Source organism: Bradyrhizobium sp. USDA 4503 (assembly GCF_054055815.1).
Window position 1 is genome coordinate 4,006,545 of sequence record NZ_JBSRXS010000001.1, and the last position, 15,645, is coordinate 4,022,189.

The 15,645-nt window shown below is 64.7% G+C and carries 13 protein-coding genes; 2 read left to right on the top strand and 11 right to left on the bottom strand.

The annotated features are described in order from the left end of the window. Positions 1–211 precede the first annotated feature (211 nt). The gene (locus tag ACVMIH_RS19450) at positions 212–1,210 is read left to right on the top strand and encodes a helix-turn-helix transcriptional regulator (RefSeq protein WP_456863028.1); all 999 of its coding nucleotides are present in this window, start codon (positions 212–214) and stop codon (positions 1,208–1,210) included. A 31-nt stretch (positions 1,211–1,241) separates the two neighbouring features. On the opposite strand, the gene ACVMIH_RS19455 is transcribed toward ACVMIH_RS19450, so the two are convergent. The 8 genes from ACVMIH_RS19455 to deoC form a co-directional block, all read right to left on the bottom strand. Further along, the gene (locus ACVMIH_RS19455; protein WP_057018871.1) at positions 1,242–2,333 is read right to left on the bottom strand and encodes an ABC transporter ATP-binding protein; all 1,092 of its coding nucleotides are present in this window, start codon (positions 2,331–2,333) and stop codon (positions 1,242–1,244) included. Positions 2,334–2,416: 83 nt separating this feature from the next. Beyond that, positions 2,417–3,856 carry an extracellular solute-binding protein gene (locus tag ACVMIH_RS19460; protein WP_233475792.1) on the bottom strand — a complete coding sequence of 480 codons (1,440 nt, stop codon included), beginning with the start codon at positions 3,854–3,856 and terminating at the stop codon, positions 2,417–2,419. Positions 3,857–3,905: 49 nt separating this feature from the next. Beyond that, positions 3,906–4,943, bottom strand: coding sequence for a carbohydrate ABC transporter permease (locus ACVMIH_RS19465; protein WP_456782361.1), 1,038 nt, complete (start codon positions 4,941–4,943; stop codon positions 3,906–3,908). Beyond that, entirely contained in the window at positions 4,940–5,815 is an 876-nt protein-coding gene (locus ACVMIH_RS19470; protein ID WP_456782362.1) for a carbohydrate ABC transporter permease, read from the bottom strand. The genes ACVMIH_RS19465 and ACVMIH_RS19470 overlap by 4 nt, the downstream gene beginning before the upstream one ends. A gap of 7 nt (positions 5,816–5,822) precedes the next feature. Beyond that, a complete protein-coding gene (locus tag ACVMIH_RS19475) occupies positions 5,823–6,746 on the bottom strand; it encodes a ribokinase (RefSeq protein ID WP_456782363.1) in 924 nt (307 codons plus the stop codon). 4 nt (positions 6,747–6,750) lie between these two features. After that, positions 6,751–7,206, bottom strand: a complete 456-nt coding sequence (locus ACVMIH_RS19480; RefSeq protein ID WP_057018876.1) for an RbsD/FucU family protein — start codon at positions 7,204–7,206, stop codon at positions 6,751–6,753. An 80-nt stretch (positions 7,207–7,286) separates the two neighbouring features. Further along, positions 7,287–9,674 carry an aldehyde dehydrogenase family protein gene (locus ACVMIH_RS19485; RefSeq protein WP_456782364.1) on the bottom strand — a complete coding sequence of 796 codons (2,388 nt, stop codon included), beginning with the start codon at positions 9,672–9,674 and terminating at the stop codon, positions 7,287–7,289. A gap of 10 nt (positions 9,675–9,684) precedes the next feature. Further along, on the bottom strand, positions 9,685–10,689 hold the full coding sequence (gene deoC / locus ACVMIH_RS19490; protein WP_456782365.1) for a deoxyribose-phosphate aldolase: 1,005 nt from the start codon (positions 10,687–10,689) through the stop codon (positions 9,685–9,687). A gap of 255 nt (positions 10,690–10,944) precedes the next feature. Here deoC and ACVMIH_RS19495 point away from each other — a divergent pair, with 255 nt between their 5' ends. Further along, positions 10,945–11,739, top strand: coding sequence for a DeoR/GlpR family DNA-binding transcription regulator (locus ACVMIH_RS19495; protein ID WP_057018878.1), 795 nt, complete (start codon positions 10,945–10,947; stop codon positions 11,737–11,739). Positions 11,740–11,818: 79 nt separating this feature from the next. Here the strand turns inward: ACVMIH_RS19495 and ACVMIH_RS19500 are convergent, their stop codons facing one another. The 3 genes from ACVMIH_RS19500 to ACVMIH_RS19510 form a co-directional block, all read right to left on the bottom strand. Continuing rightward, the gene (locus ACVMIH_RS19500) at positions 11,819–12,970 is read right to left on the bottom strand and encodes a substrate-binding domain-containing protein (RefSeq protein WP_456863030.1); all 1,152 of its coding nucleotides are present in this window, start codon (positions 12,968–12,970) and stop codon (positions 11,819–11,821) included. A gap of 101 nt (positions 12,971–13,071) precedes the next feature. Continuing rightward, positions 13,072–14,064: an ABC transporter permease gene (locus tag ACVMIH_RS19505; RefSeq protein ID WP_456863033.1), complete on the bottom strand. Its 993-nt coding sequence runs from the start codon at positions 14,062–14,064 to the stop codon at positions 13,072–13,074. Then, a complete protein-coding gene (locus ACVMIH_RS19510; protein WP_456863035.1) occupies positions 14,061–15,641 on the bottom strand; it encodes a sugar ABC transporter ATP-binding protein in 1,581 nt (526 codons plus the stop codon). The genes ACVMIH_RS19505 and ACVMIH_RS19510 overlap by 4 nt, the downstream gene beginning before the upstream one ends. Between the last annotated feature and the right edge of the window lie 4 nt (positions 15,642–15,645).

A 15,645-nucleotide genomic window follows, 5' to 3' on the forward strand; every position in this document is an offset into this window, starting at 1 on the left:
GCTTTCGCGGCTCGATTGCGCGACCTGGATATTCTGTTCGCTATTCGGATATTGAAGAAATTGTGAGAAAGGGCACGCGACCCGAAATCACCAAAGCTGTGCTAGTGTGGTGATGCGGTCTATGCGTGTGGCGGACGCCCTGAACAGCGGAAAACCGGTCTGATGGATCGGGCAATCCGCGAAACAGCAATCATCCGATGGTTGGGATTTGATGGTCGAAGACGTACTCGCTGCACCTCCCACGCGATCGGGATCTTCGTTCGAAGAACTCCTTGAAATGCTCCACCCCCACGGGATCAATGCGCATTCCTCGCCGCGGCCTGACGAATCGTTTCGCTGGCATGCGGACATAGCCATCGGCGCGGAACTTGACGTCGTGCGGGCCGATCTGTCGGCCGGTTGGGATTGGCGCTATTCTTACGAGAAATCTGCCGGAGAGCTTGCAATAAGCCTGCTGAATGCCGGCCAGGCCGAAATGCTCATCGCAGGAAAGAGCATCCAGCGGACCCCCTCCGAGATCGCCATCGTGCCCCTTCCGACGATGCAAGCGCAGCGGGTCGAAGCGGTCGATGGACGATACTCAAGCGTCACGCTCACCTTGCATACGGGCGCAGTTACCAAGGTGCTGTCGGCGACGTTCGGGAGCACAGCGCTGGAAGATCTCAATCTGACGCCGATCGTCGACTTGTCGACCGGCGTTGGACAGACCCTTCTTCAGCTTGTCCGCACGAGCACCACCGGTCTGTATGACGGGATCCTGGTACGCTCTCCGAAAGCCAGCGCGCTGCTATCGGAAGCAGCCATACAGCTCATCCTTGAGAACGTTCCTCATCGGTTGACGGACCGGTTGAGCCGCCACCCGCGGGATGCGCCGCCGCGCTACATCAGGCGTGCGGTCGAGTATATGCGGGCCAATCCGCATCTGCCGCTGACGATCTCGGATATTGCCGCAACGGTTGGGGTCAGCAGCCGGTTGCTGCAATTGGGCTTCCGCAAAATTCACGGCACGACGCCGGTCGCCTATTTGCGGCAAATTCGGCTGGAGGCCATCCACGACGAACTGTCGCGACCGGAGAACATGCTCCCGGTCAGCGAAGTTGCCCTGAAGTGGGGCATTACGCATATGGGCCGTTTCGCTGCGGTGTACCGCTCGGCCTTCGGCCTGTATCCGTCCGATACGGTCCGGCGCGCGCGAGGTTTCTTAAGCTAGGCAGGCGGTTGTCGAGCCAGGCTGCGGCGGATCAGCAAATAGCCGTCCCAGACACCTTGTCGAACAAGTGCGTTCGCTCAAGATCGAGCGCGACGTCGATGACATGATCCGGCTCCGCGGCGACGCCGACCGGCATTTGCGCCGTGAATGCGAATGGGCCGACCGTCCCGATCACCAGCGTGTGCGGCCCGAGCGGCTCCACGTCTTTCACAAGGATCCGGATCGAAGAGCCCGCCGGCGCGTCTTGCCGCAACACATGATCGGGCCGGACGCCGAGCACCACGGGCTTGCCGACGCTGCCGGCATAGGCCGCCTCGCGTGACTTCGGCACTCTCAACGCCGTGCCCGACGGCTCGGTGAAAATGAGCGCGCCGTCGCGGGCGGCGAGCTCGCCATGGATGAAATTCATGCTGGGCGCGCCCATGAAACCGGCGACGAAGAGATTGCTGGGCTTCTCGTAGATCGTGATCGGATCGGCCGCCTGCTCGATGCGGCCGCGGTTCATCACCACGACGCGGTCGGCCATGGTCATGGCTTCGACCTGGTCGTGCGTGACATAGACGATCGTCTTGGCGAGACGGCGGTGCAGCGCCTTGATCTCGGTCCGCATCTCGATGCGGAGCTTGGCGTCGAGATTGGACAATGGCTCGTCGAACAGAAACACATCCGGGCTGCGCACGATGGCGCGGCCGATCGCCACGCGCTGGCGCTGCCCGCCCGAGAGCTGTTTGGGCCGGCGCTGCAGATATTGTTCGAGGTCAAGCACGCGTGCCACGTCATTGACGGCCTTCTCGATGCTGGCGCGCGATTCGCCCCGCACCTTCATGCCGTAGCCGATGTTCTCTCCGACCGTCATATGCGGGTAGAGCGCGTAGTTCTGGAACACCATCGCGCAATTGCGCAGGCCGGGACGCAATTGCGTCACGTCGCGATTGCCGATGCGGATGGTTCCGCTCGTCACCGCCTCCAGTCCTGCGATCATGCGCAACGTCGTCGTCTTGCCGCAGCCGGACGGGCCGACAAGCACGACAAACTCCTCGTCGGCCACGTTGAGGTCGAGCCCTTCAATGATCTTGTAGGGTCCGTATGCCTTGCTGACGTTCTCGATCTCGACGTGCGCCATGGAATCCCTTTCCGTCCCTTCGTCGACGGCAAGTAAAGTCCCGGACGACGCTCGCGCATCATCCGGGACGTCTCGCTGGAAAGCTAGTTCTTCGGCGGAAGACCCATCGCCGCGCGATAGGCCGCGAGCTGCTTGGCCCGGCCGAACTCGTCGGTCAGCCGATTCCACTCCTTGGCCATCGCGTCGAGCGCCGCCTGCGGCGTGGTCTGGCCGGCCAGCGCCTTGCCGAGCTCGATCTCGACCACCTCGGTGTAAGAGAAGTAGCCGGGCAGACGCATGTCGAGCGCGACGTTCTTGGCATTGATGGAGTCGGATTGCGCGCCGAGATATTCCTTGGCCTCTTCCGGCGAGAAGATCTTGCTCCACAGTTGCAGATTGGCCGTGTGCGATTTGCGATAGGGATTGACGCCGCTGCCGCCGGTGATCGCCGCCTGGCCCGACACTTCAGGACTTGTCAGTGTCTTGACGAAATCCCACGCCGCCTTCTGGTTCTTGCCGGCCTTCGGCACCGCGATCTGCCAGCCGCCGAATGCCATGAACGGGCCCGGAAGCACGCTCGGGAACTTGTCCCACTTCTTGGTCTTGGCGTTCCAGATCTCGTCCGAACCGGGTAGCATCGCCGAACCGACCTTGCCCGAGATCTTCGACTGCTTCGGGTCGGCGGCGATGACGCCGGTGTCGCCCCAGCCGATCGATTCCGCTACCTGGCCGCCGGCCACGGCAGCGTTCACCTCGCCGAACGAGAAATTCAGCGCGTTGGGCGGCCCGAGCTTCGATGCCCTGATGTATTCCTCGAGCCCCTTCACCCAGCCCGGATTGTTGATCTGCGCGTCCATCGTCTCGGGATCGAAGAACATCGCGCCCGGATAGTTCGGATTGTTGGTGTAGGCCGCCGCATGGCTGAAGAAGAACCAGAACTGCTGACCGCCGCGGCGGAAGGCTTCCGCCGTTCCCCACAGCCCCTTGTCTGGCCGCTGGAAGAACTCGGCAATGTCGAGATACTGCTTCCAGGTCTTCGGCGGCGCGAGGTCGTAGCCGTATTTGGCCTTGAAGGCGTCCTTCTCCTTGGGATCGCTGAACAGGTCGGTGCGGTAGGTATAGGTGTGGACGTCGCCATCCATCGACTGCGAGTAGATCTTGCCTTCCCACACCATCAGCCGTTCGCGATAGGCCGGCTCGATATCGTCCCAGTCCTTGCCGGACTGCATCTCCTTCGGCATCTCGCTGAGATAGGGCACGAAATCCGGCAGCCAGGCCGGCGCGAAGCTGACGAGGTCGAACGTCGCGTCCGATGCGGTGAGCGACGTCGCGATCTTCGGATAGAGCTCGGACCATGGAAACTCCACGACATTGACCTTGCCGCAGGTCTTCTTCGCCCATTCGTCCGCGCCGAGCTTGAGCGCGGAGGCGATATACGGCCCGGTCTGCGACGCCACCGTCAGGGTGACGCCGGTATAGTCCGGGCTGCAGGCAGCATTCGCCTGGCTCGCGGCACAGGCCATCGCGAGCGAGGTGGTCAGCATCAGGAACGTCCGTCGCAACATCGTCTAGTCCTCCCTACAAGGTTTTTTGCTATTTGATGGCCCCGAGCAGCAGGCCCGACCGCATCATCCGGCTGAGCAGGCCCGCCATGATCATCATGGGAACGATGGCGACGAGCGCCGCAGCCGATATCGCCCACCATTCGTCGCCGCGCTGGCTGTTCTGTCCCGCCACCAGGATCGGCAGCGTCTGCCATCTGGAATTGGTCAGGAACAGCGCGAACAGAAACTCGTTCCAGACGAAGGCCAGCGTGATCATGAACGTCGCCAGCAGCCCGTTCATCGACATCGGCACCACGATGCCGAAGAAGATGCGCCAGCTCGGCACATTGTCGACCACCGCCGCCTCCTCGACCTCGATCGGCACAGCCTCGAAGAAGTCGCGCATCAGCCAGACGACGATCGGCAGCGAGAAGGCGACGTAGCACAGCGTCAAGCCGACAAAGCTGTCGATCAGCTGGAAGCCCAGCCGCCCGATCTCGCTGTAGAGCAGATACAGCGCGAAGGCGGTGACGATGGGCGGGAACATGCGCTGGCTGACGAACCAGAACAGGATGTCCTCATTGCCGAGGATCGGTCCGGGCAGCGGCAGGCGGTTGGCGGCGACGGCCACGATCAGCGCGATCGGAAAGGCCAGCAACAGGGCCTGCGGGCGGGTGAACCCGAACGTCGTGTTGAACAGCAGGTAGCCGCCGAGCGCGAGCAGGAAGAACGCGAGGCCCGCGCCGAAGCGGACCTTGAATTCGAAGCGCACCAGCGCATAGGCCGCCATCGCGCCAATCGCCGTGGCGATCGCTGCCGCGGATAGGCCAACGATGGTCGAGTTCAGGAAGGTCCGGAAGAACTCGCCGCGGATGCCCTGATAGAGATCGATGAAGGGCTGCAAGGTCGGCGTGAAGTCGATGAACGGCAGATAGGTCGGCCCGCCGACGACGCCGGGCGGCGTCTTGAATGCGGTCACCACCACCCAATAGAGCGGAAACACCGTGATCAGGCACCAGATGAGAACGCCGGCCGCGACCAGGCGGCGGCGCCATGGCGACAGTCCCGTCAAGCCCTGGCCGCTCATCGGCGCTTCCCCAGATGCGGCCGCAGCAGCGCCAGATAAGTCACGCCGATGATCGTGATCGCGATCAGGAACAGGAAGCTGAGCGCCGATGTGTAGCCGAGATTGAACTTCTTGAAACCTTCCTGATAGGCGAACAGCGTCAGCGTCTCGGTGTCGACGCCCGGCCCGCCGCCGGTCATCACGAACACCGTGTCCATGATCTTATAGCTCTCGATCAGGCGGATGAAGACGACGGCGGCCGAGATCGGCAGCATCATCGGAAAGGTGATGCCCCAGAACTGCTGCCAGGCGCTGGCATTCTCGAGCTCGGCGGCCTCGTAGACATCTTCGGGAAGCGTTTGCAGCCCGGCCAGCATCATCAGGATGACGAACGGGGTCCACTGCCAGACCTCGACCGCGATGATGCAGGCGAGTGCCCAATGTCCATTGGTAAGGAACGGCAGGTTGACCAGGCCGAACTTCGACAGGAACTGATTGAGCGGTCCCATCGTCGGATTGAAGATCATGCGCGCCACCAGCGCGACCGCGACGGGCGCCAGCAGCATCGGCAGCAGCAGGGCGACGCGGAACAGCCGCTCGCCCGGCACCCGCGCATTCAGCGCCAGCGCGACGCCGAACCCGATCGCGTATTGCAACCCGACCGCGATCAGCGCAATCAGCGTCGTGGTGAAGAGCGCATCCCAGAACCGCGGCTCCTGCAACAACGCCGCATAATTGCCAAGCCAGACGACGCGCGGCGGGATCGGCGGAATCAGGCGGTAGCTGAGGAAGCTCGTGGTCAGCGAATAGATCAGCGGAAAGATCGAGATCGCCAGCACGACGAGCACCGCCGGCCAGATGAAGACATGCTTGATCGGATCATTCCGCATCATCGCAGCATCATCCCCTCAGCAGCGCTTCGATCTCCACGCGCCGCGGCATCGCGGGCGCGGTGCCCGGCCGGGTCACCGAGATTCCCGCCGTGGCCGAACCGAACCGCGCGGCCTCGAGCGGATCGACGCCGTCCGCGAGCGCCGCCGCGAAGCCGCCGACGAATGCATCGCCCGCCCCGGTGGTTTCGACGACCTTGCCGGCCGCGAAGGGCGGCACGTGCAGCGAGCGATCCCGCGCATGGAATAGCGCGCCGCGCTCGCCGAGGGTGATCAGCGCCGTCCCGGCGCCTTTGGCCAACAGGGCGTCGCCAGCGCGGCGGGCGCCGGCGAGGTCGCCCACCGCGATCCCGGTGAGCGCTTCGGCCTCGGTCTCGTTGGGAACGACATAATCGCACAGCGCAAACAGACCATCGTCAAATTGGATGGCCGGCGCCGGATTGAACACGGTGATGCTGCCGGCGGTGCGCGCGATCTCGAGCCCGCGCCGCGCTGCATCGACCGGCTGCTCGAGCTGCGTCACGAACACACGGCTGTCGCGGATCGCGTCCGCCACCGCGTCGACATCGGCCGAGCCGATACCGCCCGCTGCACCCGGCACCACGATGATGGCGTTGTCGCCGCGCGTCTCATGGACATAGATAAACGCCGCGCCGGTCGGCGCATCCGCGGTCCTCGCCACGCGCGGCCGGATTCCCTCGGCCTCCCAGGTCCTGATCGCAAGCTCGCCGAAGGCGTCGCTGCCGATCCGCGAGATGAAGCTCACGCCGGCGCCGGCCCGCGCGGCCGCGACAGCCTGGTTGGATCCCTTGCCGCCAGGCCCCATCGCGAATCCCGATCCGGCGATCGTCTCGCCGATCGCCGGCATGTTGTCGGCGCGGAACGCCAAGTCGACGACGAAGACGCCGAGGACGGCGACGCCACTCTTGCTCATCTCGTCACTCCCCGTCCGGCCCGATCACGCCCTTGCTGAACAGGAAGCAGCCATAGAAGCGCCGCTCGCCCGTCGCGATCACGCAATAGGCCGTCTTGGCCTTCTCATAGAAAGCGTGGCGCTCGACGCCGACCAGCGGCCAGGACCGTCCCTCCGCGCGATCGATCGCGGTCTGCACCTCGCGCTGCACGGGTGGCACTTCCTGAGCCTGGCCGACAATCTCCATGCGGCTGGCCGCATCGTCGACGAAGGTGTCGAGCGGCATCACCGAGAGGATCGCCTCAACCGCCCTGGCCGCGTTGACATTGTCGATGCGCAGCAACCGGCCGAGAACCGTCTGGCGCGCGATCGAGTCGGCCGGAAAATTGGTGTCGCACACCACCAGACGATCACCATGCCCCATCGCCCGCAGGGCATAGAGCACGTCGGCATTGAGCAGTGGATCGATGCCCTTGAGCATGTTGCGTCCCTCCCTCGTGTTCAAACTCGCCGAACTCTGACGGTTCGGATCCCCATCCGTATCACCGTAGCGTGACGCCTTTAGTCACCGTACGGAATCCAGATGTTCTTCACCTGCACGGCATGGCGGAGCAGGATCGGGCCCTCGCTCGCGGCCTTGTCGTACCAATCGAGCGCGAGGCCATGATCGACCAGAGTCCGCTTGAGATTGCCGGTCGACAGCCGCTCGGCGGCCGCTGAGGCGTCCTGCGATCCGAATGCCCAGAGCGCGTCGACATCGTCGTGCTCGGCAAGCACCTTGACCAGTTCGCTGTGATCGCCGGTGACGATGTTGACCACGCCGCCCGGCACGTCCGAGGTCTCGAGCACCTGGTAGAAGTCGGTCGCGGCGAGCGGATGCCGCTCGCTCGGCACGGCGACGACCCGGTTGCCCATCGCAACCAGCGGCGCCACCAGGCTGATGAAGGCGAGCAGCGGCGCCTCGTCGGGACAGGCGACGCCGACCACCCCGATCGGCTCATGCATCGCGAGCGCCACGCCGCGCAGCGGCGGCGCGTGGACGGATCCTTCGAATTTGTCGGCCCAGGCGCCATAGCTGAACAACCGCTCGATGCTCGCATCGACTTCCGTGCGCGCCTTCGCAGCCGACACGCCGGTCATCTCGGCGATGCGCCGGGCGAATTCGTCGCCGCGCGCGGAAAGATTCTCGGCAAGGTAATAGAGGATCTGGGCGCGATTATGCGCCGTCGCCCGCGCCCAGGACTCGGCGGAGCGCGCCGCGGCCACCGCATTGCGGATATCCTTGCGATTGCCCTCGCCTGCTTCGCCCAGGCGCCGGCCCTTCGGCGACAGCACCGGACGCGAATAATTGCCGTCCGGGCGCACCTGCTTGCCGCCGACGAACAGTTTTGCCGTCCGATCGATCGGCGGCACATCGAATCCTGCGCTGGCGCCAAAAGCCGTCGGCAGCGGCGATGCCTTGGCCCGCGCCTTGCGCCCGCTCCAGGCCTTCGGCTTGAGATACTCATACATGCCTTCACGGCCGCCCTCGCGGCCGAAGCCGGACTCGCGATAGCCGCCGAAACCGACGCTGGCGTCGAACAGATTGGTGGCGTTGACCCAGACCACGCCGGCCAAGAGCTTCGGCGCGATATCGAGCGCCAGACCGATCGTCTCGCTCCACACGCTGGCGGCAAGGCCGTAGCGCGTGTTGTTGGCGAGCATCACGGCCTCGTCAGGGGTGCGGAACGTCATCGCCACCAGAACAGGGCCGAAGATTTCTTCGGTCGCAACCGTCGAGGATGGATGCACGTTCCAGAGCAAGGTCGGCGGATAGAAACATCCTTCCGCCGGGATCGCACCGGAAGCCTGATATTTCTCGGCACCCTCCTTCACTCCGGTCTCGACCAGCGACTTGATCCGTTCGAGTTGTACCGGTGCGACCACCGCGCCCATGTCGATCGCCTTGTCAAGCGGCATGCCGACGCGAAGCGTCTCCATGCGGCGGATCAGGCGCCGGCGGAGAGTCTCCGCGATCCCCTCCTGCAGCAGCAGCCGCGAACCGGCGCAGCAGACCTGGCCCTGGTTGAACCAGATGGCATCCACCACGCCTTCCACCGCGCCGTCGATATCGGCATCGTCGAACACGATGAACGGCGACTTGCCGCCGAGCTCGAGCGTCAGCGATTTGCCGGTGCCCGCGGTCGACTGGCGGATCAGCCGTCCGACCTCGGTCGAGCCGGTGAACGCGATCTTGTCGACGCCGGGACTTTCGACCAGCAGCGCGCCGGTGGCACCGTCGCCGGTCACGACGTTCAGCACGCCCGGCGGCAGGCCGGCTTCGGCCGAAAGTTCGGCGAACAGCAGCGCGGTGAGCGAGGTGAACTCCGCCGGCTTCAGCACCACCGTATTGCCCGCGGCCAGCGCCGGCGCGATCTTCCACGCCAGCATCAGCAGCGGAAAATTCCACGGAACGATCTGCCCGATCACGCCAACCGGCACCTGATCGGTGAATTCGCGCTCCTGCAGCTGCGCCCAGCCGGCGTGATAGAGGAAATGGCGCGCAGCGAGCGGCACGTCGAGATCGCGGGTTTCCCGGATCGGCTTGCCGTTGTCGATCGCCTCCAGCACGGCGAACAGCCGGGCGTGACGCTGCAGCATGCGCGCCAACGCATAGAGATGACGGGCGCGGCCGTGGCCGCCAAGCTTCGCCCACGCTGTCTGCGCGGTGCGCGCGGCGCTGACCGCCGCCTCGATATCGGCGGCGGCGCCCTGCGCGATGCGCGCCAGCGTCTTGCCGGTGGCGGGCTCGGTCGTCGTGAGGCGTTTGCCGGCATGCGGCGCCGTGAACTTGCCGGCGATGAAATGCCCGAAGGTGGCGCCATGCCGCGCCAGCCAGGCGCGTGCCTCGCCGTCCGCCTCCGGCGCGGGGCCATACTCCATGGTCTCGAAATAGCTTGCGACGCTCATCGCTGGAGTCTCATCCCACGGGGTGGCGGTTGAAAGCCGAGTAGTGGCCGGTCACGTGATGCTCGAGCTGCCGCTCGATATCGGCGAGCAGGCTGGAGGCGCCGATACGGAACAGGTCCGGCTCGAGCCAGTCGCGGCCCAGTTCCTCCTTCATCAGGAACTGATAGTTGAGCACGTCCTTTGCCGTCGAGATTCCGCCGGCCGGCTTGAAGCCGATCTGGTAGCCGGTACGCTCCTGATAGACGCGGATCATCCGCAGCATCGCGAGCGTCACCGGCAGCGTCGCGTTGACGCCTTCCTTGCCGGTGGAGGTCTTGATGAAATCGGCGCCGGCCATCATGCAGACCATCGACGCCTTGGCGACATTGCGCAGCGTCTTGAGATCGCCGGTGGCCAGGATCGTCTTCAGATGCGCGTCGCCGCAGGCGGCGCGGAAATCCTGCACCTCGGCGTAAAGCGCCCGCCAATCGCCGGTCAGCACATGCTCGCGCGTGATGACGATGTCGATCTCCTGTGCGCCGTCGCGGACCGACGCTTCGATCTCCTTCAGCTTCAGATCGTGCGGCACGAGGCCTGCGGGAAATCCGGTCGAGACCGCGGCGACCGGGATGTCCGATCCGCTGAGCGCTTCGACGGCCGTCGCCACGAACCGATGGTAGACACAGACCGCGCCGGTATGCAGCTCACGGCCGGCAAAGCCGAGCCGCTCGAGAAGGTCGCCGCGCACCGGCGCTTTGGCCTTGGCGCAGAGGCGCTTCACCCGTTCGGTCGTATCGTCGCCATTGAGCGTCGTCAGGTCGATGCAGGTGATCGCCTTGAGAAGCCACGCCGCCTGCGCGTCCTTCTTGACCGTGCGCCGGCCCGGCAGGCTCGCAACGCGGCGTTCGGCGGCCGACAGATTGATCCTGATCTCGTCGACCCAATCCATCTCGAGCGTGCGGCCGCCGTTGCGCGGCAGCGGATGCTCGCCGCCCGGGGAAGGCGGCTGCGCGGCCAGTGGGGACGGATTCTGCATGAAGACGCTCTGCGTCATGGAGGCGCCGTGCGTCCTAGCGAATCGACGAGATCGCCAGATAGACTGAATGTGTCGATCGCAACATGTGATCCTCCCCTGACCTTGCCGCGGGGTTTGCCGACTGCCTGAGGAACATCGTCCCCGACCCTCGATCAGCCCGCCGGACTGGATGTTATTATTGTAACAAATCGACGTTGATAAACTCACAACATTGTAAGATCATTGTCAATCGGATAAGCAAGCCCGGCGATCAAAATGGCTGAAACATCGAACGCACGACCAAGCGAGACGCGCGTGCAGCGCCTGCAGAGGCTGCGCCGCGCCGTCGAATCGAGCGGCACGCTGCATCTGAAGGACGCCGCCGAGCTCCTCAAGGTTTCCGAAATGACGGTCCGGCGCGATCTCGCCGGACCGGACGCCGCGCTGGCGCTGCTCGGCGGGTACGTCGTCAATGCGGCGTCGCCGACCGGGGTCAAGTACACGTTCGAGCAGGAGATCGATCAGCACACCCAGGACAAGCGCCTGGCCTGCCGGTCTGCCGCGGCCTCGATCAAGGAAGGCGATACGATCTTCATCGATTGCGGCACGACGATGCAGTCGCTGGCGGACTGCCTACCGGAGGACCTGCCGCTTTCGGTGATCTGCTATTCGATGAACGTGGCGTCGATCGTCACGCGACGGCCGGCCACGCAGGTGATGCTGATGGGCGGCCTCTACCATCCGTCGTCGCAGTCCTTTGCGTCGGACGACGGCCTATCCTATCTGCGGCGGCTCGGCATCAACAAGGCCTTCATCTCCGCGGGCGGCGTGCACTGGACCCGCGGCGCGAGCTGCTCGAATTTTCACGAGGTCGCCGTCAAGCAGGCCGTCATCGAGACCGCGATGGAAAGCATCCTGGTGATCGACGCCAGCAAGCTCGGCAGCCTCAAGTCGGCGTTCTTCTCCGATATCGGCGCGTTCTCGCGCATCATCGTCGGCGGCGCGGCGTCAGCGGACATGCGCAAGCACTTCCGTAGCCTTCCCGTCGAGTACGTGACCAGCGCAACCTGATCCGAGCGGGGGCTGGCACGCCGGATCAGGCTGCTCACGATGCGCGGGCTCGCAGGACCACGCATCGCACTCCTGCGGCTCAGTTGCAGGCAGGCTTCGCCTTGTTGCAGGCGTCGGTCAGTTCCGGCGGCGGCTCCTTCTTGAACACCGTCTTGTAGGATTCCAGCACGTTGGACTGCGTCACCGGTAGCGACTGCACACCGATCCAGCCGGGCGTTTCCTTGCCGAGCAGCGCGTTCATCATGGCCATCGCTTCGGCGACACCCTGATCATAGGGGCGCTGCGATCCGGTCGCCTTCAGCGGTCCGCCCTTGGCAATCTCGATCGCCGATTGCAGGCCGAGGTCGACGGTGGTGACCGGAATGTCGATGCCCTGCGCGCGCATCGAGCTCAGCGTATCGAGCGCCGGCTGGTCCCAGACCGCGAACAGGCCCTTGATATCCGGATTGCCGGTGAGGAAGTCGCCTGCGATCTGCGACACCTTCGGCGGGTCGGTGAAGTCGACCTTCTTCATCTTGATGTCCGGGCGGTTCTTCTGCATCCACTCGCGGACACCCTTGGTGCGCTCGTTGGTGCTGAAATAATCGACGCCGAAATTGACGAGGCCGATGGTGGCGCCCTGCGCGACGCAGGACGCCAGGATCTGGGCCGCGATCAGGCCGTTGCCCTGGCTGTCCGCGGAGATCATGGACGCATATTCCTCGGGATGCTTCAGTCCGGTCGGAATGCTGTCCATCAGCACGAGCTTGATGCCGGCCTTGGCGATCTTCTTGTAGGTCGGCGCGGTCGCCGTGAAATCGACCGGGATCGAGATGATCCCGTCCGGATGCTGCTGGATGGTGTTCTCGATATCGGCGATCTGCTTGTCGACCTGATATTCGGCGGACGCGACGCCGGTGACGGTCACACCGTACTTCTTCAGCGTATCGGTGATGCCCTGGATCTGCAGTTGCGCCCAGTCGAGATTGACGGTCTGCATGGAGATGCCGACCTTGAAATGCTTCTCCCTGATCTTGGCGGCAGCGGCGTCCGACAGCGCCAGCACTTCGGGCGAGGCGGCCTTCTCGCCGTGCGGCCCCTGACCGACGATCGATTTCGGTCCAAGCGTCGCGAGATCGATGCCCTTGACGCAGGTTGCAGGCACTTCGGCGCGGGCCGAGGCGGCGATCGAAATGGTCGTCGCCGCGATCAACGCGGTCAGCGGCAGGGTTTGTCGCAAGATCGGCTTCATTGTTTCCTCCCGTTTTGGTCGCCGATTGACCGGAGGCCGGCGACCTTGCCCCTACCCTTGCAACGCCTGACCTTGCGGCCTATGCGCTGCGCCGTCGTGCTCTAGCGTTTCGTGAAGGCGACCGCGGCCACGATGATCGCTCCCTTGATGACGAGCTGCAGCGGCGAGCTGACGCCGAGCAGCACAAGGCCGTTGTTGAGCGTGCCGATGATGAGGCTACCGAACAGCGTCCCCAGGATGTAGCCGCGCCCGCCGAACAGGCTGCAACCACCGAGGATCACGGCGGCGATGACGTCGAGCTCCATGCCCTGCACGACGTCGGGCCGCGCGGCGTGCGAGCGCGCGGACAGCACCAGCGCCGCAAGCCCGGCGAGCGCGCCGGTCAGCACAAAGGCCGCGGTCGTCACCCATTTGGTGTTGATGCCGGAATACAGCGCCGCGGTCGGATTGCCGCCGACCGCATAGATGCGGCGGCCGAACACGTTATAGTGCAGCAGCAGGATGCCGACGATCATCGCCACCAGCGTCCAGGCGATCGGAACCGGTATGCCCAGGAACGAGCCTTCGCCGAAGATCGCAAAGTACGTCTCGTTGGTGATGATGACAGGCTTGGTATTGGTTACCATCATCGCCAAACCGCGCGCCATGCTCAGTGAACCCAGCGTCACCAGGAACGACGGGATCGAGAGCTGCGCGGTCAGGATGCCGTTGAGCAGCCCGACCAGCGCGCCGGTGCCGAGCCCGGCAACAGCGCCTACGATCCAGCTATTGTTGATCTGACTCATCGCGAGCGCCGCGGCCATGCCCGACAGCGCCAATGTCGATGCGACCGACAGATCGATCTGGCGCGCGATGATTACAAAGGTCATGCCGACCGCGATGATCGAGACCAGCGTGGTCTGGCGTCCGATGTTCAGGAAATTGTCGACCGACAGGAACCAGGGCGAGGACAGGCTGAACACGACCAGCAGCACCACGAAGGCGATGTACAGCATGTAGGGCCGCTCACCCCGCAGCAGATTCTGCAGCAGCTTGCGGCGTCGATCGGATCGGGTCGACGAGGCGACGAGGTTGGGCGCGGTCAGTTCGGTCATGCGGGCAGCTCTTGCAATACGCCTTGTTCGGAAGCCTGGTAGATCTGCAGCAGATGATGGAGCTCTTCGGCATCACCGATCTCCCCGCGCAGCAGCGTTCGCGCCACGCGTCCATCGACGATCACGGAGATGCGGTCGCAGAGCTCGATCAGTTCGACGAGGTCCGACGAGACCACCAGGACGCCGGTGCCGTCGCGAGCGGCATTGCGGATCACGCCGTAGATCTCCTCGCGCGCGCCGACGTCGACGCCGACCGTCGGCTCGTCGAGCAGCAGAACGCGCGGCCGCGGATCATTCCATTTTCCGAACACGACCTTCTGCTGGTTGCCGCCGGACAATGTCCTGACCAGGCTCGAAGCGCCTTGCGCCTTCACCGACAGCCTCGCCACCGCAGCGTCGGCACGCCGGGCGGCGGCGCGCTGCTGCATGAAGCCCCAGCGCGAGAAATGCGGAATCCGCGGCAAGGTGATGTTGCGCTCGATCGAATGATCCAGCACCAGGCCCTGCAGATGCCGGTCTTCCGGCACCAGCGCGACGCCATGGTCGATCGCATCGGCCGGGCTCCTCGGCAGCCATGGCCGACCGTCGATCTGGCATGTGCCGCTGTCGACCGGCCGAAGGCCGAAGATGGTCTCCAGAATCTCGGTGCGTCCGCTGCCGATCAATCCGGCAAGGCCGTGGATCTCACCCTTCATCACGGACAGTTCGACGGCCGACAGGCGATCGTTCGACACGCGCGACAGCGACAGAACCGGCGACGGATCGAATGAACGCGCAACTGCAGGTTCAGCGCGCGACGCCGCGGGCGCCAATCGATCGGTGCCGATGATGGAGTTCACCAGCCGCTTCATGTCGGTCTCGGCGGTGACGAACGTGCCGGCATTGGCGCCGTCGCGGAGCACCGTGACACGCTGCGAGATCTCGAACACCTCGTTGAGCCGATGCGTCACATAGATCACGCCGACGCCGCGGCGCGTCGCCTTGCCGATCGCGTCGAACAGGATACGAACTTCATCCGAAGTCAGGGACGATGTCGGTTCATCGAGGATCAACAGGCGCACCTCGCCCATCAGTGCCTTGGCGATCTCGGTCATCTGGCGGTAGGCGAACGGCAGCGAGCCGACTGCTGCCTTGGTATCGAGGGGAATGCCGAGCTCGCTCAGGAACGCCCCGGCCCTGGCCATCAGTTCGCGCTTGCGGACAAAGCCGAACCGCGTACGCGGCTCGCGGCCGAGCAACAGATTGTCGGCGACGCTCAGCGACTCGACGAGACTGAGGTCCTGATAGACGACGGCGATGCCTGCCTCGCGCGATCTAGCCGGACTGTCGAACGTAGCTGGTTTGCCGGCGATCTCGATCGTGCCGCTGTCGGCCGCGTGGACACCACTAAGGATCTTGATCAGCGTGGACTTGCCGGCCCCGTTCTCGCCCAGCAGCGCGTGCACCTCGCCGGCCCGGACCTCGAGGTTGACGTCCCGCAACGCCCGCACGCCGCCGAAGCGTTTGTTGATGCCACCGACCATCAACAGCGCCGTCGACGGCCGAGGCTCGGCTGCGATCGAACCGGACAATTCCAAATTT